Raw genomic sequence first — 21670 nt, 5'->3', positions numbered from 1 at the left:
ATCCCTTCGGCCCGCCCGGCGGGCCGCCACCGCCCCCATGAGGCCTCCTAGCGCAGCCCCCGCCGCCGGAGCACCGCTGCGGCGCGCGCCGGGAAGTCGGTCATGATGCCGTCCACGCCGAGGTCGAGCAGCCGCTCCATCTCCGCCTCGTCGTTGATGGTCCACACGTGGACCTCGAGGCCGAGGGCGTGCGCCGCCGCGACCGACTCGGGGGTCACGAGCGGCGTGCCGCCGAAGGCGGGCGGCACTTGGAGGGCGACGCCCGGCGGGCGGTAGCCGGCCAGCCGGCCGTCGCGAAGCCGGTAGATGAACTCCGCCACCTCCGCCGCCGAGAGGCTGGTCAGCACCTCGGGCGCGGCGGCGCGGATGCACCCCATGATGGCCGCGTCCTCGGCGGCGAGGAGGGTCCGCTCGCGGGCCGCGAAGCGGTCGAGGGTGGCGAGCACGGCGGTCTCGATCGGCGGCTCCTTCTGCTTCAACTCGATGTTGAGCGGCACGCCGGGGAAGGCCTCGAGGAGCGCGGCGAGGGTCGGGACGCCGACCCCGCGGCCGCGGTACGGGTAGGTGCCGTCGGGCGCGCGGAAGCGGTAGCCGGCGTCGAGGCGCTCGACTGCCGCGCGCGGCAGCGCGCGCACCGCGCCCGCGCCGTCGGTCGTGCGCTCGAGGGTCTCGTCGTGGAGCACCACCACGACCCCGTCGGAGGTCGCGTGCACGTCCAGCTCGAGCCGCTCGGCGCCCGCCTTCAGGCCCGCGGCGAAGGCGTCGAGCGTGTTCTCGGGGACGAGGCCGGAGGCGCCGCGATGCGCGAAGAGCCGCGGGCGGGGGCCGTCGAGGTAGCGCGTGCGCCTACTCCGTGCGGTACGCCGGCGTCGAGAGCGAGACGGTGAGCGGGCTCCCGTCCCCGCGCAAGCTCGCGAGCTGGCGCGTCACGGCCTTCTGCACCCGATCGAAGAGGCGCCGCGCCGTCTCCGGGAGGCGCCTGCCGGGGGTCGCCGTGAGGCCCAGCGGGTCGACGTACTCGCCGCCGCGCTCGATCGCGAAGTGGAGATGCGGGCCGGTCGAGAGGCCGCTCGAGCCGACGTAGCCGATCACCTGCCCGCGCTCGACGGCCAGCCCTTCCCGCACGCCGTCCGCGAGGCTCCTCAGGTGCCCGTAGACCGAGACGAGCGCGCCCGTGTGCTCGATGCGGACGCAGCGCCCGAGCTGGGTTACCCAGCGCGCCTCGGCGACCGTGCCGTCGGCGACCGCGCGCACGGGCGTGCCCGGCGGCGCGGCGAAGTCGACGCCCAGGTGCGGGCGGCTGCGGCTCAGGATCGGGTGGCGGCGCAGCGGCGAGAACTGCGAGGTGATCTCCATGAATTCGAGCGGGTAGCGCAGGAACTCCCGCGACAGCGGCTCGCCGCTCGGCTGGTAGTAGGCGCCGTGGCCGTCGTCATCCTCGAAGAAGACGGCCGTCAGCTCCCGGCCGCCGGCGATGATCTCGGCGGCGATCACGGTGACCGCCACGGCCTCGGCGGCCTGCCGCGTGTTCTCGTAGAGCACGCGGAACTCGTCGCCGGGGCGGAGGTCGCTCTCCAGGTCGAGCTCCCAGCTGAAGATGTCGGCCAGCTCGGAGACGACCCGCGGTGGCACGCCCGAGCCGGTCGCGTCCTCGCGCAGCCCGCGCTCGATCCGTCGCGCCACGCCCTTCACCTCGGTCAAATAGGGGAGCGGGGCGCGCTCGGCGCGGATGCCGCTCGCGGTCCGCTCGAGGGCGAGGAGCGAGCGGTCGTCCATCTCGTAGCGGATCGCCTCGAGCGTGTGGGTGTCACGGTCGAAGCTGAGGGTGAGCCCGCGGCGCGGCGTGAGGCGGCGGAGGTCGTGGACGGCGGCGGCGGCGACCCACGGCCGGGCCTCGGCAGCGGCGACGCCGCGTGCGGCGACCAGGCTCTCCAGCGTGTCGCCGCGGCGGACGTGGACGTGCTCTTCGGCGATGCCGGGCGTGCCCCGCTCGCGGGCCGCGGCCCGCACGGGGCACGCCAGCCGCTCGGGATGGTGCTGCTCCGCGCGCGCCGGACGCCGGTGGGTGGCCGCAGCTCCGAGCCCGGGCTCGAGCAGCGCCATCGCGCAGCCGAGGGCCGTGAGCCTCCGCGGGGTGCCGAGCATCCGTCGTCCGGGCACGCTGTCGGCCCTTCTCCGATCCGGCCGCGCTGTACGGCGGACGCGACGCGAGAGAGTCTGGGCGAAGCTTGCTTGAGAGTATCGGCTACCTGCCAAAGGCCCTTCAGCTCGTCGCCGGAAGCGACCGTCCGGTACTGTCCCGAGCAGGCTCGGGACGACTGCACCGGGTCGCGTGCCGCGCGTCAATCCCGTTCTCGCGCGGCCGTTTCTCGGGGCCGCCGGCCAGACGCCGCGTTGCGGGCCCGCGGGGCGGATGTTAAGCGCCAGGCGATGCGGATCGCTGCACTCGACGTGGGCGAGGCGCGGATCGGCGTGGCGGTGAGCGACGAGCTCGGCATCACGGCGCAGGGGGTGGGGGTCATCCGCCGCGTGGGCGGCCGGCGTGATCTCGAGGCCCTGGCCGCGCTGCTCGCCCCGTACACGCCGGCCCGCCTGGTGGTGGGGTTGCCGCTCGACATGCGCGGCACGGAGGGCCCAGCCGCGGCTCGCGTCCGAGCCTTCGCCGAGCGGGCGGCCGCGCACCTGGCCCTGCCGCTCGAGTTCTGGGACGAGCGCCTGACGACGGTCGCCGCGGAACGCGTGCTCCTCGAGGCGGACGTGAGCCGCCGGCGGCGGCGCGAGGTGGTCGACAAGGTGGCCGCGACGCTCATCCTCGAGGGCTACCTCGCGCGCCAGCCGTGATCCGTCTCCTCGCCGCCGGCGCCGTCCTCGCCGCGGCGGGCGCCGTCGTCGCCTTCGTGCTCCTCCTGCGCGCCCCCGGGCCGCCGCGGCCCACGCCCGTGACGGTCACGCTCGAGGAGGGCGAGCGCTTCGCCGACGTCGCCGAGGACCTGCGCCGCCAGGGCGTGCTCCGCCATCCGCTGGCGCTCGTCGTCTGGGCGCGCCTCACGCGGCAGGACCGCGCGGTGCACTGGGGCGAGTACTGGATCACGACCCCGCTCTCGCCGCTCGAGCTGCTCGCGCGCCTGACGGGTCCCCCCGACCCCGTCCACCAGCTCACCGTGGCCGAGGGCCTCACGGTCCGGCAGGTGGTCCAGCTCCTAGCCGCGAGCGGCTTCGGGGCGGAGGAGAGCTTCCTCTGCCTGCTCGAGGATCCGACCTTCCTCGCCTCGGAAGACCTGCCGCCCGCGGGCGCGGAAGGCTACCTCTTCCCCGACACCTACCAGTTCCCGCTCGCCACGCCCCAGGAGCGCATCCTGCGCACCATGGTGCACCGTTTCCGCGAGATCTTCGGCCCGTCGCTCGCGCGGCGCGCCGGCGCGCAGGGCCTCACCGAGGAGCAGGCCGTGACCCTGGCCTCGCTCGTCGAGGAGGAGACGGCGCGCCCCGAGGAGCGTCGCCTGGTGGCGGCGGTGTTCCTGAACCGCCTCCACCGCGGCATGCCGCTCCAGTCCGACCCCACGGTCCTCTACGGCCGCGCGGACGCGAGCCGCACCATCACGCGTGCCGACCTCGCCCGCCCGACGCCGTACAACACCTACACGATCAGCGGCCTCCCCCCCACGCCGATCGCCAACCCCGGCAAGGACGCACTCGAAGCGGCCCTCGACCCCGCCCCCGTCGACTATCTCTACTTCGTCGCCCGCGGCGACGGGAGCCACGAGTTCTCGACCACGCTCGCCGCCCACCACGCCGCCGTGGTGCGCTACCAGCGCGCACACCACCAGCGCCCGGAGCGATCCCCCTAGGAGGCGGCCCCCTAGCCCCCGGCCCGCAGCCGCTGCAGTACTGCCGACGCCTTGCTGCGGATCTCGGTGGCGCGTGCGTTGGCCAGGATCTGCATTGCCACCTCCTCGGCGTGCGCACCGGCCGCGTTGCGGAGGAGGTTGCTGAGCGTCCCCTCGTCCATCGCGTTGAGCTGTGTCAGGACGCTGGCGCGGAGCGTCGGATCGGTGTCGACGGCGGCAATGAAGGCGCGCGCCGCCTGAGCGCGCACCGTCGCGTCCGCGTGGTGGACCCCCAGGTCGGCGAGCTGGAGGAGGGTGGCGTCGTGGCCGCCGATGACGTCGCCCAGGCGCCCGGTGACCGGGATGGGCGGGTGGTTCGCGAGGGCGTCCATCACGCTCGCCGGCGCCGCCGGCTGGTTCGCGGGCGAGGCGGCCGCCGTCGCGGGTGCGGCGGGGACGGCCTGCGGGCCGCCGAGCAAGCGCACCGACTTGAGCTGCCCCTCATTCCCGTACACGAGCGCGAAGTTCTGATCCCCGAGGAGCCGATGGAGCGCGTCGGCGAGCGGCACCGCCTCGAACTCGACACTCAGCACGCGCGGGTCGCGCATCTGGCCCTGGATCTTCGCGCCGCTCTGCCGGCCGAGCTCGTCGAGGACCTCGGTCACCGGCATGCTCGTGACGTGCACGGTGAGCGTGTCCCGCTCGTAGCGGATGACCCGCTCGGGCGCGCCCTCGTCACTCCATGCGGCCGGCGCCGCGAGCCCGGCCGCGACCGCCGCGAGCGCCAGGCGGCACGCCAGCATGAGCCGCACGCCACCGAGCATAACGGCCGCATCGCAGCCCCGCAAACGCGCGGTCGGGGGCGATCCCGCACCCGGCGTGACCGCCACGAGGGCGCTCACGCGGGCGGCACCTGGCAGGCCGCCGGGCTGCAGTCGCCCCGCCCGATGGGTCGCCCGCCCAGCAGCCGGCACGCGAGCCGAGGACGCAGGCCGTGGCGCCCGTGCACCTGCGTGCACACGGGGCCCGGCGGAACGCCCGGCAGCTCGAGCTCGAGGCAGCAGCGGGTGACGCGCCGGCCGCCGCCGGGTCCGTCCGCAAGCACGACGATGGGCGCGCTGCCGATTGCCAACACGAGAACCATCCCGACCATCCGCATGGAGCACCCCCTCGCCCAGACACTCAGCGCGGTTCTGCCGCCCGCGTCCGGCCGTCGCAATGCTTGGAAGCGGAAGAGTTTGTCTTTCGCCTCTTCTTCGCTTATGGTGCACGCCCGCGGAGGGGCTGCGGATGCTCACCAAGCGACAGAAGGAGCTGCTCGACTTCCTGCGCGCCTACATCGCGGAGCACGGCTACGCGCCCACGCTCGACGAGATCGGGCGGCAATTCGCGCTCGGCTCGCTGGCGACCGTGCACAAGCACCTCACCAACCTCGAGCGAAAGGGGCGCATCCGGCGCCTGGCGAACCACAGCCGCGCGCTCGAGCTGACCGAGGTGCCGGCCGTCGGCGCGGCGGTCGCGGTCCCGCTCCTCGGGCGGGTGGCCGCGGGCACGCCCATCGAGCCGGTGGAGGTACCCGAGACCGTGACCCTGCCCGAGGAGCTGCTCGGTCGCGGCGAGACCTTCGCGCTGCGCGTATGCGGCGACTCGATGGTCCGCGACGGCATCCTCGACGGCGACCTGATCGTGGTCGCGTCGCGCCCCGACGCCGAGAACGGCGCCACCGTGGTCGCGCTCGTGCGCGGCGAGGCGACCGTCAAGAAGCTCCACCGCGAGCGCGGGCGCGTCCGCCTCGTGCCCGCCAACGAGAAGCTCGCTCCCATCGTCGCACGCGCCGCCGACGTGGAGATCCGCGGCGTCGTGATCGCGCTGCTGCGGCGGTATCGCTGACCCGGATGCCCCGGAGCCTCCTCCTCCTCGACGTCGACAACACGCTCTACCCGCCCTCGCGCGGCGTCGTCGAGCGGGTCGACACGCTCATCAACCGCTACCTGATCGAGCGGGTCGGCATCGACGCCGCCCAGGTGGACGACATCCGCCGGCGGCTGTGGAGCGACTACGGGACGACGCTCCACGGGCTCATGCACCGCCGCGGCATCGACCCCCACGACTACCTGCGCTTCGTGCACGCGATCGAGCTGGGCGAGCTGCTCGCGCCGGACCCGCCGCTCGGCGCGATGCTCGGCCGCATCCCGCTCCTCAAGGTGGCGGTGACCAACGGCTCGGCGGCGCACGCGCGCGGCGTCCTCGACTGCCTCGGGGTGCGCCCGCTCTTCTTCCGCGTCTACGGCCTCGAGCGCCTCGCCTTCGTCCCCAAGCCCTACGTGCAGGCATATCAGATGGTGCTCGCGGATATGCACGCGCTCGGGCGCGACTGCATCCTGGTCGAGGACCGGGCCGTCAACCTGCGCGCGGCGCGCCAGCTCGGCATGCGGACCGTGTACATCGCCGACGGCGGCCCGCCCGTGCCCGGGGCCGACCTGTCGATCGGCTCGGTGCTCGAGCTCGAGCGGGCGCTGGGCGCGCTCGCATGACGGCGGAGCCCTTCGCGCTCTACGTGCACGTGCCGTGGTGCCGGCACGTCTGCCCGTACTGCGACTTCAACGTGTACCCGAGCGCCGAGCCGCCCGAGCGCTCGTACGTGGAGGCCGTGGTCGCGGAGCTGCGTGCGTGGGCCCGGGGCGCGCCGTGGCGGGGGCGGTGCGCGAAGACCGTCTACCTGGGCGGCGGGACGCCGTCGCTCCTCTCGCCCGCAGCCATCGCGACCGTCCTCGACGCGGTCGCGCACACCTTCGGCATCGCCGGCAGCGCCGAGGTGACGCTCGAGGCGAACCCGGGTACCGTCACGCGCGAGCGCCTGGCGGGCTACCGCGCCGCGGGCGTGAACCGCCTCTCGCTGGGCGCGCAGTCCTTCCACGCCGGGCATCTGCGCACGCTCGGCCGCGACCACGGCGCGGCCGACGTCCGCGCCGCGGCAGCGGCGGCGCGGGCCACCGGCTTCGCGAACCTGAGCCTCGACCTGATCTTCGCCGTGCCGGGACAGACGCTTGCCGAGTGGGAGGACGATCTCGAGGCCGCGCTCGCCCTCGGACCCGAGCACGTCTCGGCCTACACCCTCACCTACGAGCCGGGCACCCCCTTCCATGCCTGGCGCGCGAGTGGCCGGCTCCGCGCGGTCGAGGAGGACGGCGAGGCCGCGATGGCCGAGGCGGCGCTCGAGCGGCTCGCGGCCGCCGGTTACGCGCGCTACGAGGTCTCGAGCTTCGCTCGTCCCGGCTTCGCCTCGCGCCACAACACGAGCTACTGGGACGGCTCGGACTACCTCGGCCTCGGCGCCGGGGCGCACTCCTTCAGCGCCGAGCCCGCGCCCGGGCGGCGCTGGACGAACGAGCGCCTTCCCGAGCGCTACGTCGCGGCCGTGCGCGAACGCGGGACGGCGGTTGCGACCGAGGAGCGGCTCAGCCCGGCCCAGGCGCGCGGCGAGTTCTGCTTCACCGGGCTCCGGCAGGCGGCCGGCGTCGATCTCGAGCGGTTCCGGCGCCGCTTCGGCGTGGCGCTCGATGCCGCCTTCCCGCACCTCGAGCGCCTGATCGCCGACGGGCTCGTCGAGGTGAGCGGCGGCCGCGTGCGCCTGACCGCGCGCGGCTTCCGCTTCGCCGACTCGGTGGCGGCGAGCTTCGTGTAGGCCGTCACGGCCTCCTAGGACTAGTACCGGTAGTGCTCCGGCTTGTACGGCCCCTCGGGGGCGACGCCGATGTACGCCGCCTGCTCCGGCGTGAGCTTCGTGAGCTTCACGCCGAGCTTCTCGAGATGCAGGCGCGCCACCTCCTCGTCGAGCTGCTTGGGGAGCATGTGCACCGCCTTCCCGTACCCGGCGGCATTCCGCCACAGCTCGAGCTGAGCCAGTACCTGGTTGGTGAAGGACGCGCTCATCACGAACGAGGGGTGACCCGTCGCGCAGCCGAGGTTGAGCAGCCGGCCCTCGGCCAGCACCAGCACCGAGTGCCCGTCGGGGAACACCCACTCGTCGTATTGGGGCTTGATGTTGACGCGCTTCACGCCCGGCAGCCTGGCCAGGCCCGCCATGTCGATCTCGTGGTCGAAGTGGCCGATGTTGCCGACGATCGCCTTGTCCTTCATGCGCGCCATGTGCGCGGCGGTGATGACGTGGAAGTCGCCGGTGGCGGTGACGAAGATGTCGGCCGTCTCCACGTGGTCCTCGACGGTCGCGACCTCGTAGCCCTGCATGGCTGCCTGCAGCGCGCAGATGGGGTCGATCTCGGTCACGATCACGCGGCACCCCTGGCCGCGGAGCGCCTCGGCCGAGCCCTTGCCCACCTCGCCGAAGCCGCACACCACCGCCACCTTGCCGCCCAGCATGACGTCGGTGGCGCGATTGAGTCCGTCGATCAGCGAGTGGCGGCAGCCGTAGATGTTGTCGAACTTGCTCTTGGTGACCGAGTCGTTGACGTTGATGGCAGGGAAGAGAAGCGTGCCCTCCTTCGCCATCTGGTAAAGGCGGTGCACGCCGGTCGTGGTCTCCTCGCTCACGCCGCGGATGGAGCGGGCGACGCGCTTCCACTGCCCCGGCGCGTCCTTCTGGAGGCGGCGGAGGAGCGCCAGGACGACGCCCCACTCCTCGGGATCCTTGGCGGGGTTGAAGGCGGGCACCCTGCCGGCCTTCTCGAACTCGACTCCCTTGTGCACGAGGAGCGTGGCGTCGCCGCCGTCGTCGACGATGAGATCGGGGCCGGCGCCGTCGGGCCACACGAGCGCCTCGTTGGTGCACCACCAGTACTCCTCGAGCGTCTCGCCCTTCCAGGCGAAGACGGCCGTACCGCGCAGCTTGGCGGGGGTGCCGTCCCGCCCGACCACGACCGCCGCGGCGGCCGGGTCCTGCGTGCTGAAGATGTTGCACGAGGCCCAGCGCACCTCCGCGCCCAGATCCATGAGCGTCTCGATCAGCACCGCGGTCTGCACCGTCATGTGGAGCGAGCCCGTGATGCGCGCGCCGCGGAGCGCCTTCACAGACGCGTGCTTCGCGCGCAGCGCCATTAGGCCGGGCATCTCCTGCTCGGCCAGGCGGATCTCCCTGCGGCCGAGCTCGGCGAGCGCCAGGTCCTTCACCTTGAAGCGCGGGCGCGCCGCGCGCGCCGGTGCGACGGACTTGAGCTTCGCGGTCGTCTTCATGAGTCCTTCCCGTTCAGCGTCCCGCGGCCCGCCCGAGCCCGGCGGCGGAGCGCAGGTCGCCGATGCGGTCGGTGCGCTCCCAGGTGAAGTACGGCCCGTCGGGGACGCGCCCGAAGTGGCCGTAGGAGGCGGTGCGCTGGTAGATGGGGCGCTTCAGCCCGAGCGCGCGGATGATGGCCGCGGGCTTCAAGTCGAACACCTCGCGGACGATCGTCGCGATCTTCTCGTCGGGCACGGCGCCGGTGCCGAAGGTGTCGACCAGCACGGAGACCGGATCGGCGACCCCGATCGCGTAGGCGAGCTGGACCTCGCAGCGGCCGGCGAGCTCGGCGGCGACGATGTTCTTGGCGATGTGGCGCGCCATGTAGGCGGCGCTCCGGTCGACCTTCGAGGGGTCCTTGCCGCTGAAGGCGCCGCCCCCGTGCCGCCCGTAACCGCCGTACGTGTCGACGATGATCTTCCGCCCGGTGAGGCCGCAGTCACCCTTGGGCCCGCCCTCGACGAAGCGGCCGGTCGGGTTGATGTAGTAGACGGTCGACCCGTCGAGGAACTCGGACGGGATGACCTTCTTCACCACCTCCTCGACGATCGCCTCCTTGAGCGCGCCGTAGGAGACCTCGGGGGCGTGCTGCGTCGAGACGACCACCGTGTCGGCCCGCACCGCCTGCCCGTCGCGGTACTCGACCGTCACCTGGCACTTGCCGTCGGGCCGGAGGAAGGGGAGCAGCCCCGAGCGCCGCGCCTCGCCGAGCCGCTGCCCGATGCGGTGCGCGGTGTAGATGGCGAAGGGCATGTACTCCCGGGTCTCGTCGCAGGCGTAGCCGAACATCATCCCCTGGTCGCCGGCGCCCTGCTCCTTGAAGAGCCCCTCGCCCTCCGTGACGCCCTGCGAGATGTCGAGCGACTGCCGCTCGATGGCCGTCACGATGGCGCAGCTGTCGCAGTTGAAGCCGCTCTCGGCGCTCGTGTAGCCGATGTCGCGGATCACCTTCCTCGCGATCTCGCCGAACTCGACCCGCGCCTGGCTCGTGATCTCGCCGGCGATGACCACGAGCCCCGTCTTGATGAGCGCCTCGCAGGCGACCCGGCTGTCCGGGTCCTCGGCGAGGAACGCGTCGAGGACGGCGTCCGAGATCTGGTCGCAGACCTTGTCGGGATGGCCCTCGTTGACCGATTCCGACGTGAAGACGTAGTTCCTCAACACGGCTCGCGGGTATATCCGATGCCCGTCCGGCGGAGCAACCCAGCGCGACGGGCGGGCTACTCGGGCTCGTTGAAGCACGCGGCGACCAGCTCGCGGATGGCGGCCAGCGCCTCGGTGGCCTGGGGTCCGCTGGTCGCCACGTCGATGCGGCTCCCCTGCTCGGCGGCGAGCATCATGACGCCCATGATGCTGCGCCCGTTCACCACCTGCCCGTCCTTGGCGATCGTCACCTCGGCGTCGAAGCGGCTGGCGGTCTGCACGAGGAGCGCGGCCGCGCGCGCGTGCAGCCCGAGGCGGTTGCGGATCTCCAGGCTGGCGCGGTGCTCGTCAGTGGTCGCGGCGCCCATCGGCGTCTGCGTGGCGCGCGCGGGCGTCGCCGCGCGGCGCGGTCGCCCAGAAGATGTGGTCCTGCCCGTAGCGCTGGATGAAGCACGCCAGGCTGCGGGCGTCCATCTGGCCGCGCGCGGTCGCGAGCTTGACGAGGATCGGCATGTTGACCCCGGCCACCACCTCGGCGCCGGTCTCGCGCGCGACCGCGAGGCTCAGGTTGGTCGGCGTGTCGCCCAGCATGTCGGTGACGATGAGCGCGCCGTCCCCGCGATCGACCCCGCGCACCGCGCTCGCGATGCGCTCGCGGATCGCGTCGGGCGGGTCGCTGAAGGCGGCGGCCACGCTCGCCAGGCCCTCGAGCGGGCCGAGCACGCCCTCGAGCGTCTGCACCATCTCCTCCGCCAACCGCCCATGCCCGACCACGACGATTCCGACCATCATGCAATGCTTACTCCGGCAGCCCGGCTCGGGCAAGCAATCAGCGCTCGGCGTCCCGGTGGCGGACGAGCACGCGGTGGCCCCGCGCCGCGAGCCGGCGGCTCAGCTCATCGACCAACACGATCGAGCGATGGCGGCCGCCCGTGCAGCCGAGCGCGATGGTGAGATAGCTCTTCCCCTCGCGCTGATAGCGCGGCAGGGTGAAGTCGAGGAGGTCGAGGACGTGGCGGAGGAATTCCGCGGCCTCCTCGCGGCGCAGCACCCAGTCGGCGACCGCCGGATCGGCGCCCGTCTTGGTGCGCAGCTCCTCGACGAAGAAGGGGTTGGGGAGGAAGCGGCAGTCGAGCGCCAGGTCCGCGTCGGTCGGGAGGCCGTACTTGTAGCCGAACGACACGAGCGCGATCGTCATCGTGCCCGCCTCGGGGTGGTCGACGAGGTCGCGCAGCGCGCTGCGCAGCTCGTGCACGGTGAGCGCGCTGGTGTCGAGGACGCGGTCAGCGACCTCGCGCAGCGGCCGCAGCTTCTCGCGCTCGCGCCGGATGGCGTCGGCGAGTCCGCCGCCCCCGGCGGCGGGATGCGGCCGGCGCGTCTCGCTGAAGCGGTGCACCAGCACATCGTCGCTCGCATCGAGGTAGAGCACCTCGAGCGCGACGCCGCGCCCACGCAGCTCCTCGAAGACGCGCGGGAACTCGTCGAGGAAGTGCCGGTCGCGCGCGTCGAGGCCGAGCGCCACGCGCCGCACCTCCTCGCCCGAGCTCTGCCGCAGCTCGACGAAGCGGGGGATGAGCGCCACCGGCAGGTTGTCGATGCAGTAGAACCCCAGGTCCTCGAGCACCTTGATGGCGCTGCTCTTGCCCGAGCCGGAGAGGCCGGTCACCACGGCCAGGCGCAGCCCCTCGGTCACACGCTCACTCCGGTTCCCCGGCGCGGCGCCGGCGGCGGCTGGCGATCTCCTCGTCGATGCGTTCGGCGAAGTCGAGCGCGCCGTGCCGGCCGCGGCTGCGGAGGAGGTGGTTGCGCGCCGCGGTCTCGATCAGCATCGCCATGCTGCGGCCCGGGCGCACCGGAACGCGCACCAGCGGCAGCTCGATCTCGAGGAGCGGATAGCATCCCTCGACCAGCGCGAGGCGGTCGGCGCCGCCGGGCCACTCGACCAGCTCGACCACCAGGTCGATCTGGCGCTCCTCCAGCGTCGCGAGCGTGCCGAAGAGCCCTGCGATGTCGATCACCCCGAGGCCGCGGATCTCCATGTGGTACTCGAGGAGCCGCGCGGCACGCCCGCGCACGACGGTCGGCGAGATGCGGCGCGCCAGCACCACGTCGTCGGCGACCAGGCGGTGCCCGCGCACGACCAGATCGAGCGCCGCCTCGCTCTTCCCGATCCCGCTCTTGCCGAGGATGAGGACGCCGAGGCCGTGTATCTCGACCAGGTCGCCGTGGAGACTCACCTCCGGCGCCATGCGCTCCTCGAGCCAGGCGGTCGTGCTGCGGATGAAATCCGCGGTGCGCAGCGCCGAGCCGAGCACGGCCACGCCCGCCGCCTCGGCCGGCTCGGTCAACACCGCGGGCGGCGCGGTGTCGTTGGTCACTACGAAGCACGCCACCCCCGCCGTCGCCACCGCGGCGACCGCGGCGCGCGCCCGCGCGGGCTCGAGCGTAGCCAGGTAGGAGGTCTCGCTGTTGCCGAGCACCTGGACGCGGTCGGGATGGAGCTGGGGCAGATAGCCGGCGAGGGCCAGGCCGGGCTGCTGGAGGCGCGGCAGCGCGATCGCGCGCTCGAGGCCGCGAGCACCGGAGACGAGCCGCAGGCGGAGCGCCGCACCTGCCTCCTCGAGCAGCTCACGCACCCGCACCGTCAATACTTCTCGTCCTCCTCGCGGATGGTGCGGTAGAGGTCGGCGGCCGTCGTCGCGCGCATCAGCCGCTGGCGGAACGACTCGTCCTTCAAGAGCCGCGAGATGCGCGCCAGGGCCTTCAGGTGCGCGCCGGCGCAGTCCTCCGGGGCCACGAGCAGGAAGAAGAGATGCGTCGGCTTGCCGTCGAGCGAGCTGAAGTCGACGCCGCCCGGGCTGCGCCCGAAGGCGGCGATCACGCGCCGCAGGCCCGGGAGCTTGCCGTGCGGAATGGCGACCCCCTCGCCCAGCGCCGTGCTGTTCAGCTTCTCGCGATCCTCGAGCGCCTGGACGAGCTTGGCGAAGTCGACCTCGTCCCGGTGCCGCTCCGCCACCGCCCGGGCCAGCTCCTCGATGACGTCGTCCTTCGAGCGCCCGGCGAGAGCGGGGAGCACCAGGTCCTCGCTCAGGATGTCGGTGATCTTCATGCGTCCGTGCTCCGCGCCCTAGCTAGCGCCCCTGCGGCTCGATCAGGCCGAAGTTACCGTCCCGCCGGCGGTAGAGGACGGCGAGGCGCTGGTTCGACGCGTTGGTGAAGACGAGGAACTCGTCGCCCGACACGGCGAGCTGCTCGACGGCCTCCTCGATCGCGAGCGGCTTGGCCGGCACGCGCTGGGTACGGATCACCTCGGGCGCGCCGCCGGGCCGCCGCCGGTCCGCGGCCAGCACCGAGGTCGTCACCTCCGACACGCCGCGCGCCGCCGCGGCGCCTTTGTGGCGGCGGCGCTTCTCGTGGAGCTTCTGCGCCTGGTGCTCGAGCTTGTCGATGGCGAGGTCGATCGCCGCGTAGAGGTCGTGGGTCTCCTCCTCGGCGAACATGGTCACGTGGTCGGCCTTGAGCGTGATCTCCGCGACGTGCCGCTCCTTCGACACGGAGAGGATCACGTGCGCATCGACCGGGCGGTGGAGGTACTTCCGGACCCGCTGGAGCTTCTCCTCGGCGTAGGCCTTGAGGGGCGGGGTCGGGTCGACGTGCCGGAAGGTGACCGTGATCTGCATGGCCCCGTCCTGGCGCTCTCGGAAACGGCTCCTCTTCGGCCGGGAAGGCGCGGGCGGCATCGCCGGCGGAGTCTATCAGTAAACTTGCTTCCGTTTCGACGAGGGCAGGATGCCCATCAGCTCGCGGTACTTGGCAACCGTCCGGCGGGCGATGTCGATCTCCTCCTTGCCGAGGAGCTCGGCGATGTACTGGTCCGAGAGCGGTTTGCGGGCGTCCTCCTTGGCGATGATGATCCGGATCTTCTCCTTGACGCTCTCCGCCGACACCTCGGAGCCCTGCCCCCCGCGCAGGCTCGAGGTGAAGAAGTACTTGAGCTCGAAGGTCCCCTGCGGCGTGTGCACGTACTTGCCCGCGGTGGCGCGGCTCACGGTCGACTCGTGCATGCCGATGTCGTTGGCGACGTCCTTCAGCACGAGCGGGCGCAGGAAGGCGACGCCGCCCTCGAGGAAGTCGCGCTGGAACTTCACGATGCTCGAGGTGACCATGTAGAGCGTGCGCTGCCGCTGGTGGATCGACTTGATGAGCCAGGCGGCGGCCCGCATCTTCTCCTGGATGTAGCCGCGCGCTTCGGGCGAGCCGTTCTCCCCGAGCATGCGGCGGTAGAAGTGCGAGACGCGCAGCCGCGGCAGTCCCTCCTCGTTCAACGTCACCACGTACTCGTCGCCCACCTTGTGGACGTGGACGTCCGGCGTGACGTAGCGCGTGTCGGAGTCGCCGAAATCGCGCCCGGGCTTGGGCTCGAGCACCGAGATCACCTTGGTCGCCTCGGCGATCTGCTCGATGGTGGCGCCCAGCTCGCGCGCCAGCCGGTCGAAGCGGCGGCTCTCGAGCATGGGCAGGTAGTCGCGCACGATGCGCACGGGGAGCGCGTCATCGGCCACGCCGAGCTGCCGGAGCTGGATGAGCAGGCAGTCGGCCAGGCCGCGGGCGGCCACGCCGGATGGGTCGAACTCCTGGATGCGGCCGAGCACCCGCTCCACGATCGCGACGTCGGGCCAGGTGTCGGCCAGGAAGGCGACCTCCTCGAGCTGGAGCGGCAGGTAGCCGTCCTTGTCGAGACTCCCGATGATGAGCGCGCCCACCTCCTTCTCCCGGTCGGAGAGGTCGGATAGGCGCAGCTGCCACATCAGATGGTCGGGGAGGAGCGTCCGCTTCACCAACACGTTCTCGAGCGCGGCGCGCCGATCGTCGTCGTCGGCACCGCCGCTGTGCCCGATCGAGCCGTGGATGTCGTTGCTGTAGTTCTCGGCGTACTCCTTCCAGTCGATCTCGCCCACGCTGGTGGCCGCCTCGCTCTCGGGCTTGTCGGCGTCGGCCTGCCACTCCTCGGCGCCGTTCTGTCCGTCGACGGTGGGCACCTCGGAGGCCGCGTCGAGCTTCTCGTCGAGGTTCTCCTCGAGGAGGGGGTTCTCGGTCAGCTCCTGGTCGACCAGCGTCTCCAGCTCGGCGCGGGAGACCTGGAGGATCTTGATGGCCTGCCGGAGCTGCGGCGTCATCACCAGCTGCTGCGAGAGGCGCTGCTGGAGGACGATGCGGGCGTCTTGCGCCATCGGCTGCTTCGCGAATGCTACAGTCGGAACTTCTCGCCCAGGTAGATCTCGCGCGCGAGCGGGCTCGCCGCGATCCGCGCTGGCGCGCCCTCCTCGAGGACGGCGCCGTCGTTCAGGATGTAGGCGCGGTCACAGATCCCGAGGGTTTCGCGCACGTTGTGATCAGTGATGAGAACCCCAATGCCTCGCTTCTTTAACTGGTCCACGATGCCCTGAATGTCAACCACCGCGATCGGATCGATGCCCGCGAAAGGCTCGTCGAGGAGCATGAACGCAGGCGAGATGACAAGCGCGCGGGTGATCTCGACGCGCCGCCGCTCGCCGCCGGACAGGGAGAGCGCCTTGTTCTTTGCCAGCCGTGCGATGCCGAGCTCGTCGAGGAGCTGCTGCAGGCGCTCGGCGCGCGCCGCCGGGCTCAGGTCGAGAGTCTCCAGGATGGCGAGCAGGTTCTGCTCGACCGTGAGCTTGCGGAAGACCGAGGGCTCCTGGGGCAGGTAGGAGATGCCGCGCCGCGCGCGCTCGTACATCGGGAGGCGCGTCAGGTCCTCGCCGTTCAGGTGGACCTCGCCGGCGTCGGGCCGCGTGAGGCCGACGATCATGTAGAAGGTGGTGGTCTTGCCGGCGCCGTTGGGGCCGAGGAGGCCGACCACCTCGCCGGCGTGCACCTCGATTGACACGTCGTTCACCACCCGCCGCCCCGCGTACGACTTGGTCAGGCGCTCGGCGCGTAGGAGCGCGTGGCCGTGGCCGTTGTGCTCCGCGCTCACGGCGCCCCGTCCCGGTCGCCGCCGGCGACGGCCTGGAGCGCCGAGGCGTCGTCCTTGGGGGGCGCGGCGTTCGGGCCGGCGAGGTCGCCGCCCTGGTTCGGGAACACCGTCGCCTTGACCCGCCGCCGCCCGCTCTCGACCACGCTCCGGTTCTCGTCCAGGTACACCGTGACCCGGTCGCCCGACACCTCGTTCGCGCCGTCGTGCAGGACCGGGTTCTCGGTCAGCACGAGCGTGCGCGTGCCCTGCTCGAACACCGCGTGGCCGCCGGTCGCCCAGCGCGTGGCGTTGTCGATGCGCACGTTGCCCGCCGCGACGACCTCCTGCAGGCGCTGGCGGCCCTTGTCCGTCGCGTCGGCCGGCGCGTCGTTCTTCTGCGCCGCGAGGGTGACGGTGAGCGTGTCGCTCCGCACCTTGGTGTCACCCTGCACCGCGACCACGTCGCCGCGATAGACGACGACGTTGCTCTTGTAGTCGTACTCGAGCGTGTCGGCCGTGATGACGATGGGCTCCTTCTTGCTGCCGAGCGACCCCGCGTCGAACAGCGCCCCCCCCTTGGCGGGCTCGCGCGCCGGCTCCGCCGCCGCTGCACTCGCGAGCGCGGCCAAGACGACGGCGGTCACGCCCCCGCCCGCCCGCCGCCGCGACCCCTCACGACGGCCGCGCATTGCCATGCACCCTGGTGTGGACGTCCGCCAGCAGGCGCACGTGCTGCGGGCCCACCTGGATCTCCATGCCGTGCCCGCGCACGTCGAGTGTGCGCCCGTGGATGGTCACGTCGCCCGGCGCCGTGATCAGGTCGTGCGCCCGATCGTAGGTCGCCTCCTCGGTCTCGAGCTCCATGTCGTCGAGCTGGACAGCCACGCGACCGCGCAGCGTGACCGCGCGCATCTCGTGGCCTTCGAGCGTGATGCGGCCCTCGCTGCCCTTCAAATGCGCCTGGCGGCCCTCCTCCTTCATGAAGAACGTCACCCGCGGCTCGAGGACGACGATCTGGTCCTCCTGCTCGAAGAACTGCGCGTCCCGCGCCGTGATCTCCCACATCATCCGCCCGTGCTCCACCTTCACCCGGCGAAAATTCTGGATGCGCTGCGCGACCTGGGGCAGGAAGTCGCGGCCGAGCTCCTCGAGCGGGTTCGCCCGATGAGCGACCACGTTGCGGGAGACCAGGTATCCGATGCCCCCGAGGGCGGCGCCCACCACGATGAGCAGCGTGGCGCGCACCCCTTTCCTTCTCATGGCCGTTCGAGCTCGGGGCAGAGCTAGCACGCGACTCGGGAAGAGTAAAGGCGAACGCCGCTCAGGAGAGCGCTCGCGCGGCGGTCGCGGCCGAACGTCGCGTCGCCGACGCGGACGGCTGCTTGCGCCAGCGCTCGTGCCACCACACCCACTCGGCGGGGCTGCGGCGGATCTGCGCCTCGATCGCCGCGGTGAGGCGCGCGGTGAGCTCGCGCACGCCGTCCCGCCCGCGCGGCAGCTCGGCCGGGACGGGGGACACCCGCACGAGATGCCCGCCCTCGGGGCGGCGCTCCATGAAGACGGACACCACGGGAACGCGCGCGCGCAGCGCGAGGAGCGCCGCGCCGGGCGGCGTGTGCGCGGGGCGGCCGAAGAAGGGGACGAAGACCCCGGGGCCGCGCGTGTCCTGGTCGATCAGCATGGCGACGACGCGGTTTCGACGGAGCGCCTCGCCCACCGCGGCGACGAAGCGCGGATCGTCTCGCACCAGGACCTCGACCCCGGCCGCCGCCCGGAAGCGGATGATGAGCGAGTGGAAACGGAGGTCGTTCACGCGCCGCACGACCACCGTGATCGGGTAGCCGATGGCCGCCGCCCACGCCGCGAGGAGCTCCCAGTTGCCGACGTGCCCCGTGACCGCGATGGCGCCCCGCCCCCGGACGAGCGCCGCGTCGAGCGCCTCGACACCCTCGAGGCGGATGTAGTCGGGCCGGCGGAGGACCTTCTCGAACAGCGACAGCTCGGCGAACGCCTGCCCGGCGTGGCGGAAGGTCTCGCGCACCAGGCGCCGGCGCGTCGCGAGGTGGAGCTCCGGGAAGGCCAGCCCCATGTGGGCGACGGCGAGCCGGCGCGGCGTGGCGAGCAGCGCGTGCGCCGCCATGCCGAGGCCGCGGCCGGCGGCGAGCGCGGCCGGCATGGGGAGCGCGCCCAGCGCGCGGCCGAACCCGCCGATCGCGCGCGCGAGCGCCGCGTTGCGCGGGCCGCGGGTCGCGCGACGCAGCCGGCGCCATAGCGAGCGTCGGGCCATCAGCCTCCGGGCACGCGGATCAGACGACGCCGGCGCGGAGCATGTCGTGGAGATGGATCACCCCCGCCGGCCGGCGGCCGCCCTCGGCCAGGATGAAGAGGGAGGTGATCGCGTGCCGCTCCATCAGCGCGACGGCCTCGGCCGCCAGCGCGCCGCCGCCGATCGTCTTGGGCGCGGTCGTCATCAGGTCGCGCGCCGTGAGCCGCCCCAGATCGACGGCCCGCTCGAGCCCGCGCCGGAGGTCGCCGTCGGTGATGACCCCGACCAGCTCGCCGACGCCGTTCACCACCCCCGTCACGCCGAGACGTTTGGAGGTGATCTCGACCAGCGTGTCCTTGAGCGCCGCGCGTTCGGGCACGAGCGGCACCTCGCCCCCGCGGTGCATGATCTCCTCGACGCGCAGCAGGCGGCGGCCGAGCGCACCGCCGGGATGGAGGAGAGCGAAGTCCTCGGCCGAGAAGCCGCGCTCCTCGAGGAGCGCGATGGCGAGCGCGTCGCCGAGTGCCATGGTCGCGGTCGTGCTCGCCGTGGGCGCCAGGCCGAGCGGGCAGGCCTCCTCCGGCACGCTCACGTCGAGGACGACGTCCGCGCTGCGCGCCAGGGTCGAGTGGGGGTGGCCGCAGATGGCGACGAGCGGGAGGCCGAGGCGACGCGCCACCGGCAGGAGGCTCAGCACCTCGGCGCTCTCGCCGCTGTTCGAGACCGCGAGCAGCACGTCGCCGCGTACGAGCGTGCCGAGGTCGCCGTGGCTGCCCTCGCCGGCGTGCAGGAAGAAGGCGGGCGTGCCGGTCGAGGTGAGCGTGGCCGCGATCTTCCGGCACACGATGCCGGACTTGCCGACGCCGGTGACGATCACCCGCCCGCGGCAGGCGAGCAGGAGGTCGATGGCGCGCGCGAGGCGCCAGTCGAGGCGCTCGCCGAGCGCGGCCAGCGCCCGCCGCTCGACGTCGAGCACGCGCCGCGCGCGCGCGAGCCGCGCCTCGGTCGTCATCGGAGGCGCGCGCCCTCCCCGAGCGCACGGTCGATCGCGACCAGGTCGCGCAGCAGCGCGGGGAGGTCGGCGAGGGGGACGCTGGTCGCCCCGTCGGAGAGCGCGCGGCTCGGATCCTCGTGCACCTCCATGAAGATCGCGTCGGCGCCGGCCGCGACCGCGGCGCGCGCGAGCGGCGCGACGAACCTGCGCTCCCCGCCCGATGCCGTGCCGAGCCCGCCCGGCTGCTGCACGCTGTGCGTCGCGTCGAACACGACCGGGCAGCCGGTCGCGGCCAGGATCGGGAGCGAGCGCAGGTCGGCGACCAGGTTGTTGTACCCGAACGCGAAGCCCCTCTCGGTCACGAGCAGGTCCTGGTTGCCCGTCGAGCGCGCCTTCTCCACCACCCGCTCCATCTCGCCGGGCGAGAGGAACTGTCCCTTCTTCAGATTCACCGGCTTCCCCGCGGCGGCGACCGCGACGATGAAGTCGGTCTGCCGGCAGAGGAAGGCCGGCGTCTGGAGCACGTCGACGACGGCCGCGACCGCGGCGACCTGCTCCTTCTCGTGCACGTCGGTCAGCACCGGCAGCCCCGTCTCGCGCCGCACCTCGGCGAGGATGCGGAGCCCCTCCTCCAGGCCGACGCCCCGGAAACCCCCGAGCGAGGTGCGGTTCGCCTTGTCGAAGGACGACTTGTAGACGACCGGCAGGCCCGCGCGCGCGGCCAGGTCGCGCACGCGCTCGGCGTGGCGGAGGGCCGCGTCGCGCGACTCGATGACACAGGGCCCGGCGATCAGCGCGAGCGGCGCGCCGCCGCCCACGGTGACCGCCCCGACGCGGACACCGCGCACTAGCGCTTCACCACCTTCAGGCCGCCGAGCAGCGGCGCCTCGCGCCGGCGGGCGCGGCTCTCCAGGGCCGCCTTGAGGAAACCCTTGAAGAGCGGGTGGCACTCCATCGGGCGCGACTTGAGCTCGGGGTGGAACTGGCTCGCGACGAACCAGGGATGGTCGCGGAGCTCGATCAACTCGACCAGCGTCCCGTCGGGCGAGACGCCGGAGAGCACGAGCCCGCCCTTCTCGAGGCGCTCGCGATAGGCGTTGTTCACCTCGTAGCGGTGGCGGTGACGCTCGGAGATCTTCTGGCGGTTGTAGAGCCGGCGCGCGAGCGAGCCGTCCTCGAGCACACAGGGATAGGCGCCCAGGCGCATCGTCCCGCCCTTCTGCGTGAGGCCGCGCTGCGTGCCCAGGAGGTCGATCACCGGGTGCGGCGTGTCGGGATCGACCTCGGTCGAGTTGGCGCGCGCGAGGCCGCAGACGTGGCGCGCGTACTCGATGACGGCCATCTGCATGCCGAAGCAGATGCCGAGGAAGGGAATCCGGTTCTCGCGCGCGTGGCGCACCGCCTGGATCTTCCCCTCGGTGCCGCGCGGCCCGAAGCCCATGGGGACCAGGATCGCGTCGGCGCTCTTCACGCTCTCGGGCAGCCCCTCCTGCTCTATCTTCTCCGAGTCGACGTAGGTGACCTTCACGCGGCACTCGTTGGCGATCCCGCCGTGTGTGAGCGCCTCGTTGAGGCTCTTGTAGGAGTCGGTCAGGTCGACGTACTTGCCGACCATCGCGATCTCGACCGTCTCCCTGGAGTTCTTGATGGCGGAGACGATGCGCCGCCACTTGCCGAGGTTCGGCGAGCCGGTGAAGACGTTGAGCTTCTCGACGATGCGCTCGTCGAGCCCCTCCGCGTGGAAGACGAGGGGCACCTCGTAGATGGTTTCCACGTCCGGCGCGCTGATGACGCTCGCCTCCTCGACGTTGCAGAAGAGGGCGATCTTCGCCTTCACCTTCTTCTCGAGCGGCTTGGCGGCGCGGCAGAGGAGCACGTCGGGCTGGATGCCGAGGCCGGTCAGTTCCTTCACGCTGTGCTGCGTGGGCTTGGTCTTGAGCTCGCCCGCCGTCGGGATGAAGGGCACGAGCGTCAGGTGGACGTAGAGCGTGTTCTGCCGCCCCAGGTCCCAACCGAACTGGCGGATCGCCTCGATGAAGGGGAGGCTCTCGATGTCGCCGACCGTGCCGCCCACCTCGCCGATGCAGACGTTGGCGCCTTCCGCCGCCTCCCGGATGCGGCGCTTGATCTCGTCGGTGATGTGCGGGATCACCTGCACGGTCCCGCCCAGGTAGTCGCCGCGCCGCTCCTTGGTGATGACCGTGTCGTAGACCTGCCCGGTGGTGAAGTTGTT

Annotated in this window: 25 protein-coding genes; 5 read left to right on the top strand and 20 right to left on the bottom strand. The window is 72.5% G+C overall.

Features of this window, described 5'->3' with window-relative positions:
• Window positions 1–47 precede the first annotated feature (47 nt).
• Together E6J59_16485 and E6J59_16480 are read right to left on the bottom strand one after the other, a co-directional pair.
• Window positions 48–713, bottom strand: coding sequence for a glycerophosphodiester phosphodiesterase (locus tag E6J59_16485; protein TMB17465.1), 666 nt, complete (start codon window positions 711–713; stop codon window positions 48–50).
• A gap of 133 nt (window positions 714–846) precedes the next feature.
• A complete protein-coding gene (locus E6J59_16480) occupies window positions 847–2145 on the bottom strand; it encodes a M23 family metallopeptidase (GenBank protein ID TMB17464.1) in 1299 nt (432 codons plus the stop codon).
• On the opposite strand from E6J59_16480, the gene ruvX reads away from it, so the two are divergent.
• Window positions 2032–2841 carry a Holliday junction resolvase RuvX gene (gene ruvX, locus E6J59_16475; GenBank protein ID TMB17463.1) on the top strand — a complete coding sequence of 270 codons (810 nt, stop codon included), beginning with the start codon at window positions 2032–2034 and terminating at the stop codon, window positions 2839–2841. The two genes, E6J59_16480 and ruvX, sit on opposite strands and share 114 nt — an antisense overlap.
• Window positions 2838–3848 carry an endolytic transglycosylase MltG gene (mltG, locus tag E6J59_16470; protein TMB17462.1) on the top strand — a complete coding sequence of 337 codons (1011 nt, stop codon included), beginning with the start codon at window positions 2838–2840 and terminating at the stop codon, window positions 3846–3848. Before ruvX ends, mltG begins: the two co-directional genes overlap by 4 nt.
• A gap of 11 nt (window positions 3849–3859) precedes the next feature.
• Here the strand turns inward: mltG and E6J59_16465 are convergent, their stop codons facing one another.
• Window positions 3860–4639, bottom strand: a complete 780-nt coding sequence (locus E6J59_16465; GenBank protein TMB17461.1) for a hypothetical protein — start codon at window positions 4637–4639, stop codon at window positions 3860–3862.
• A gap of 86 nt (window positions 4640–4725) precedes the next feature.
• Window positions 4726–4986: a hypothetical protein gene (locus tag E6J59_16460; protein TMB17460.1), complete on the bottom strand. Its 261-nt coding sequence runs from the start codon at window positions 4984–4986 to the stop codon at window positions 4726–4728.
• A gap of 131 nt (window positions 4987–5117) precedes the next feature.
• Here E6J59_16460 and lexA point away from each other — a divergent pair, with 131 nt between their 5' ends.
• From lexA to hemW, 3 genes are read left to right on the top strand one after another with little or no spacing between them, the layout of a single operon-like run.
• The gene (gene lexA / locus E6J59_16455; GenBank protein TMB17459.1) at window positions 5118–5717 is read left to right on the top strand and encodes a transcriptional repressor LexA; all 600 of its coding nucleotides are present in this window, start codon (window positions 5118–5120) and stop codon (window positions 5715–5717) included.
• Window positions 5718–5722: 5 nt separating this feature from the next.
• Window positions 5723–6361: a pyrimidine 5'-nucleotidase gene (locus tag E6J59_16450; GenBank protein TMB17458.1), complete on the top strand. Its 639-nt coding sequence runs from the start codon at window positions 5723–5725 to the stop codon at window positions 6359–6361.
• The gene (gene hemW, locus E6J59_16445) at window positions 6358–7512 is read left to right on the top strand and encodes a radical SAM family heme chaperone HemW (protein TMB17457.1); all 1155 of its coding nucleotides are present in this window, start codon (window positions 6358–6360) and stop codon (window positions 7510–7512) included. The genes E6J59_16450 and hemW overlap by 4 nt, the downstream gene beginning before the upstream one ends.
• Window positions 7513–7532: 20 nt before the next feature.
• Here the strand turns inward: hemW and E6J59_16440 are convergent, their stop codons facing one another.
• The 16 genes from E6J59_16440 to E6J59_16365 all read right to left on the bottom strand — a co-directional run.
• Entirely contained in the window at window positions 7533–9017 is a 1485-nt protein-coding gene (locus tag E6J59_16440) for an adenosylhomocysteinase (GenBank protein ID TMB17456.1), read from the bottom strand.
• 13 nt (window positions 9018–9030) lie between these two features.
• A complete protein-coding gene (locus tag E6J59_16435) occupies window positions 9031–10221 on the bottom strand; it encodes a methionine adenosyltransferase (GenBank protein TMB17455.1) in 1191 nt (396 codons plus the stop codon).
• Window positions 10222–10277: 56 nt separating this feature from the next.
• Window positions 10278–10568, bottom strand: a complete 291-nt coding sequence (locus E6J59_16430; GenBank protein ID TMB17454.1) for an HPr family phosphocarrier protein — start codon at window positions 10566–10568, stop codon at window positions 10278–10280.
• Entirely contained in the window at window positions 10549–10992 is a 444-nt protein-coding gene (locus E6J59_16425) for a PTS sugar transporter subunit IIA (protein TMB17453.1), read from the bottom strand. The genes E6J59_16430 and E6J59_16425 overlap by 20 nt, the downstream gene beginning before the upstream one ends.
• 37 nt (window positions 10993–11029) lie before the next feature.
• Window positions 11030–11893 (bottom strand): RNase adapter RapZ, encoded by an 864-nt coding sequence (gene rapZ / locus E6J59_16420; GenBank protein ID TMB17452.1) that lies wholly within the window; start codon window positions 11891–11893, stop codon window positions 11030–11032.
• 4 nt (window positions 11894–11897) lie between these two features.
• Window positions 11898–12848: an HPr(Ser) kinase/phosphatase gene (gene hprK, locus E6J59_16415; GenBank protein TMB17451.1), complete on the bottom strand. Its 951-nt coding sequence runs from the start codon at window positions 12846–12848 to the stop codon at window positions 11898–11900.
• Window positions 12845–13309 (bottom strand): PTS sugar transporter subunit IIA, encoded by a 465-nt coding sequence (locus tag E6J59_16410; GenBank protein ID TMB17450.1) that lies wholly within the window; start codon window positions 13307–13309, stop codon window positions 12845–12847. Before E6J59_16410 ends, hprK begins: the two co-directional genes overlap by 4 nt.
• 22 nt (window positions 13310–13331) lie before the next feature.
• Complete coding sequence (raiA, locus tag E6J59_16405; protein ID TMB17449.1) at window positions 13332–13940, bottom strand: ribosome-associated translation inhibitor RaiA; 609 nt, start codon at window positions 13938–13940, stop codon at window positions 13332–13334.
• 15 nt (window positions 13941–13955) lie between these two features.
• Complete coding sequence (gene rpoN, locus E6J59_16400) at window positions 13956–15431, bottom strand: RNA polymerase factor sigma-54 (GenBank protein ID TMB17448.1); 1476 nt, start codon at window positions 15429–15431, stop codon at window positions 13956–13958.
• Window positions 15432–15448: 17 nt separating this feature from the next.
• A complete protein-coding gene (gene lptB, locus E6J59_16395; protein ID TMB17447.1) occupies window positions 15449–16198 on the bottom strand; it encodes an LPS export ABC transporter ATP-binding protein in 750 nt (249 codons plus the stop codon).
• Window positions 16195–16872 carry a hypothetical protein gene (locus tag E6J59_16390; GenBank protein TMB17446.1) on the bottom strand — a complete coding sequence of 226 codons (678 nt, stop codon included), beginning with the start codon at window positions 16870–16872 and terminating at the stop codon, window positions 16195–16197. The genes lptB and E6J59_16390 overlap by 4 nt, the downstream gene beginning before the upstream one ends.
• Window positions 16850–17437, bottom strand: coding sequence for an LPS export ABC transporter periplasmic protein LptC (gene lptC / locus E6J59_16385; protein TMB17445.1), 588 nt, complete (start codon window positions 17435–17437; stop codon window positions 16850–16852). The genes E6J59_16390 and lptC overlap by 23 nt, the downstream gene beginning before the upstream one ends.
• A gap of 61 nt (window positions 17438–17498) precedes the next feature.
• The gene (locus E6J59_16380) at window positions 17499–18464 is read right to left on the bottom strand and encodes a lysophospholipid acyltransferase family protein (GenBank protein TMB17444.1); all 966 of its coding nucleotides are present in this window, start codon (window positions 18462–18464) and stop codon (window positions 17499–17501) included.
• A gap of 19 nt (window positions 18465–18483) precedes the next feature.
• On the bottom strand, window positions 18484–19455 hold the full coding sequence (locus tag E6J59_16375) for a KpsF/GutQ family sugar-phosphate isomerase (GenBank protein TMB17443.1): 972 nt from the start codon (window positions 19453–19455) through the stop codon (window positions 18484–18486).
• Complete coding sequence (locus E6J59_16370; GenBank protein ID TMB17442.1) at window positions 19452–20285, bottom strand: 3-deoxy-8-phosphooctulonate synthase; 834 nt, start codon at window positions 20283–20285, stop codon at window positions 19452–19454. Before E6J59_16370 ends, E6J59_16375 begins: the two co-directional genes overlap by 4 nt.
• Window positions 20285–21670, bottom strand: a 1386-nt coding sequence (locus E6J59_16365; GenBank protein TMB17441.1) for a CTP synthase, incomplete at its 5' end; no start/stop codon positions are given. The genes E6J59_16365 and E6J59_16370, both read right to left, overlap by 1 nt.

The sequence above is a fragment of the Deltaproteobacteria bacterium genome (genome assembly GCA_005879795.1).
GTDB lineage: Bacteria > Desulfobacterota > Binatia > DP-6 > DP-6 > DP-6.
Note: the sequence above shows the minus strand (reverse complement) of the source record. Positions and strands in the feature narration are given on the sequence as shown.

Coding starts and splice junctions, on each gene's coding strand:
- ruvX (TMB17463.1), top strand. CDS start 2,032: ATGGTGCTGCTCCGCGCGCGCCGGACGCCGGTGGGTGGCCGCAGCTCC.
- E6J59_16480 (TMB17464.1), bottom strand. CDS start 2,145: ATGCTCGGCACCCCGCGGAGGCTCACGGCCCTCGGCTGCGCGATGGCG.
- E6J59_16460 (TMB17460.1), bottom strand. CDS start 4,986: ATGCGGATGGTCGGGATGGTTCTCGTGTTGGCAATCGGCAGCGCGCCC.
- lexA (TMB17459.1), top strand. CDS start 5,118: ATGCTCACCAAGCGACAGAAGGAGCTGCTCGACTTCCTGCGCGCCTAC.
- E6J59_16450 (TMB17458.1), top strand. CDS start 5,723: ATGCCCCGGAGCCTCCTCCTCCTCGACGTCGACAACACGCTCTACCCG.
- hemW (TMB17457.1), top strand. CDS start 6,358: ATGACGGCGGAGCCCTTCGCGCTCTACGTGCACGTGCCGTGGTGCCGG.
- E6J59_16440 (TMB17456.1), bottom strand. CDS start 9,017: ATGAAGACGACCGCGAAGCTCAAGTCCGTCGCACCGGCGCGCGCGGCG.
- E6J59_16430 (TMB17454.1), bottom strand. CDS start 10,568: ATGGGCGCCGCGACCACTGACGAGCACCGCGCCAGCCTGGAGATCCGC.
- E6J59_16425 (TMB17453.1), bottom strand. CDS start 10,992: ATGATGGTCGGAATCGTCGTGGTCGGGCATGGGCGGTTGGCGGAGGAG.
- E6J59_16410 (TMB17450.1), bottom strand. CDS start 13,309: ATGAAGATCACCGACATCCTGAGCGAGGACCTGGTGCTCCCCGCTCTC.
- raiA (TMB17449.1), bottom strand. CDS start 13,940: ATGCCGCCCGCGCCTTCCCGGCCGAAGAGGAGCCGTTTCCGAGAGCGC.
- rpoN (TMB17448.1), bottom strand. CDS start 15,431: ATGGCGCAAGACGCCCGCATCGTCCTCCAGCAGCGCCTCTCGCAGCAG.
- E6J59_16390 (TMB17446.1), bottom strand. CDS start 16,872: ATGGCAATGCGCGGCCGTCGTGAGGGGTCGCGGCGGCGGGCGGGCGGG.
- lptC (TMB17445.1), bottom strand. CDS start 17,437: ATGAGAAGGAAAGGGGTGCGCGCCACGCTGCTCATCGTGGTGGGCGCC.
- E6J59_16380 (TMB17444.1), bottom strand. CDS start 18,464: ATGGCCCGACGCTCGCTATGGCGCCGGCTGCGTCGCGCGACCCGCGGC.
- E6J59_16375 (TMB17443.1), bottom strand. CDS start 19,455: ATGACGACCGAGGCGCGGCTCGCGCGCGCGCGGCGCGTGCTCGACGTC.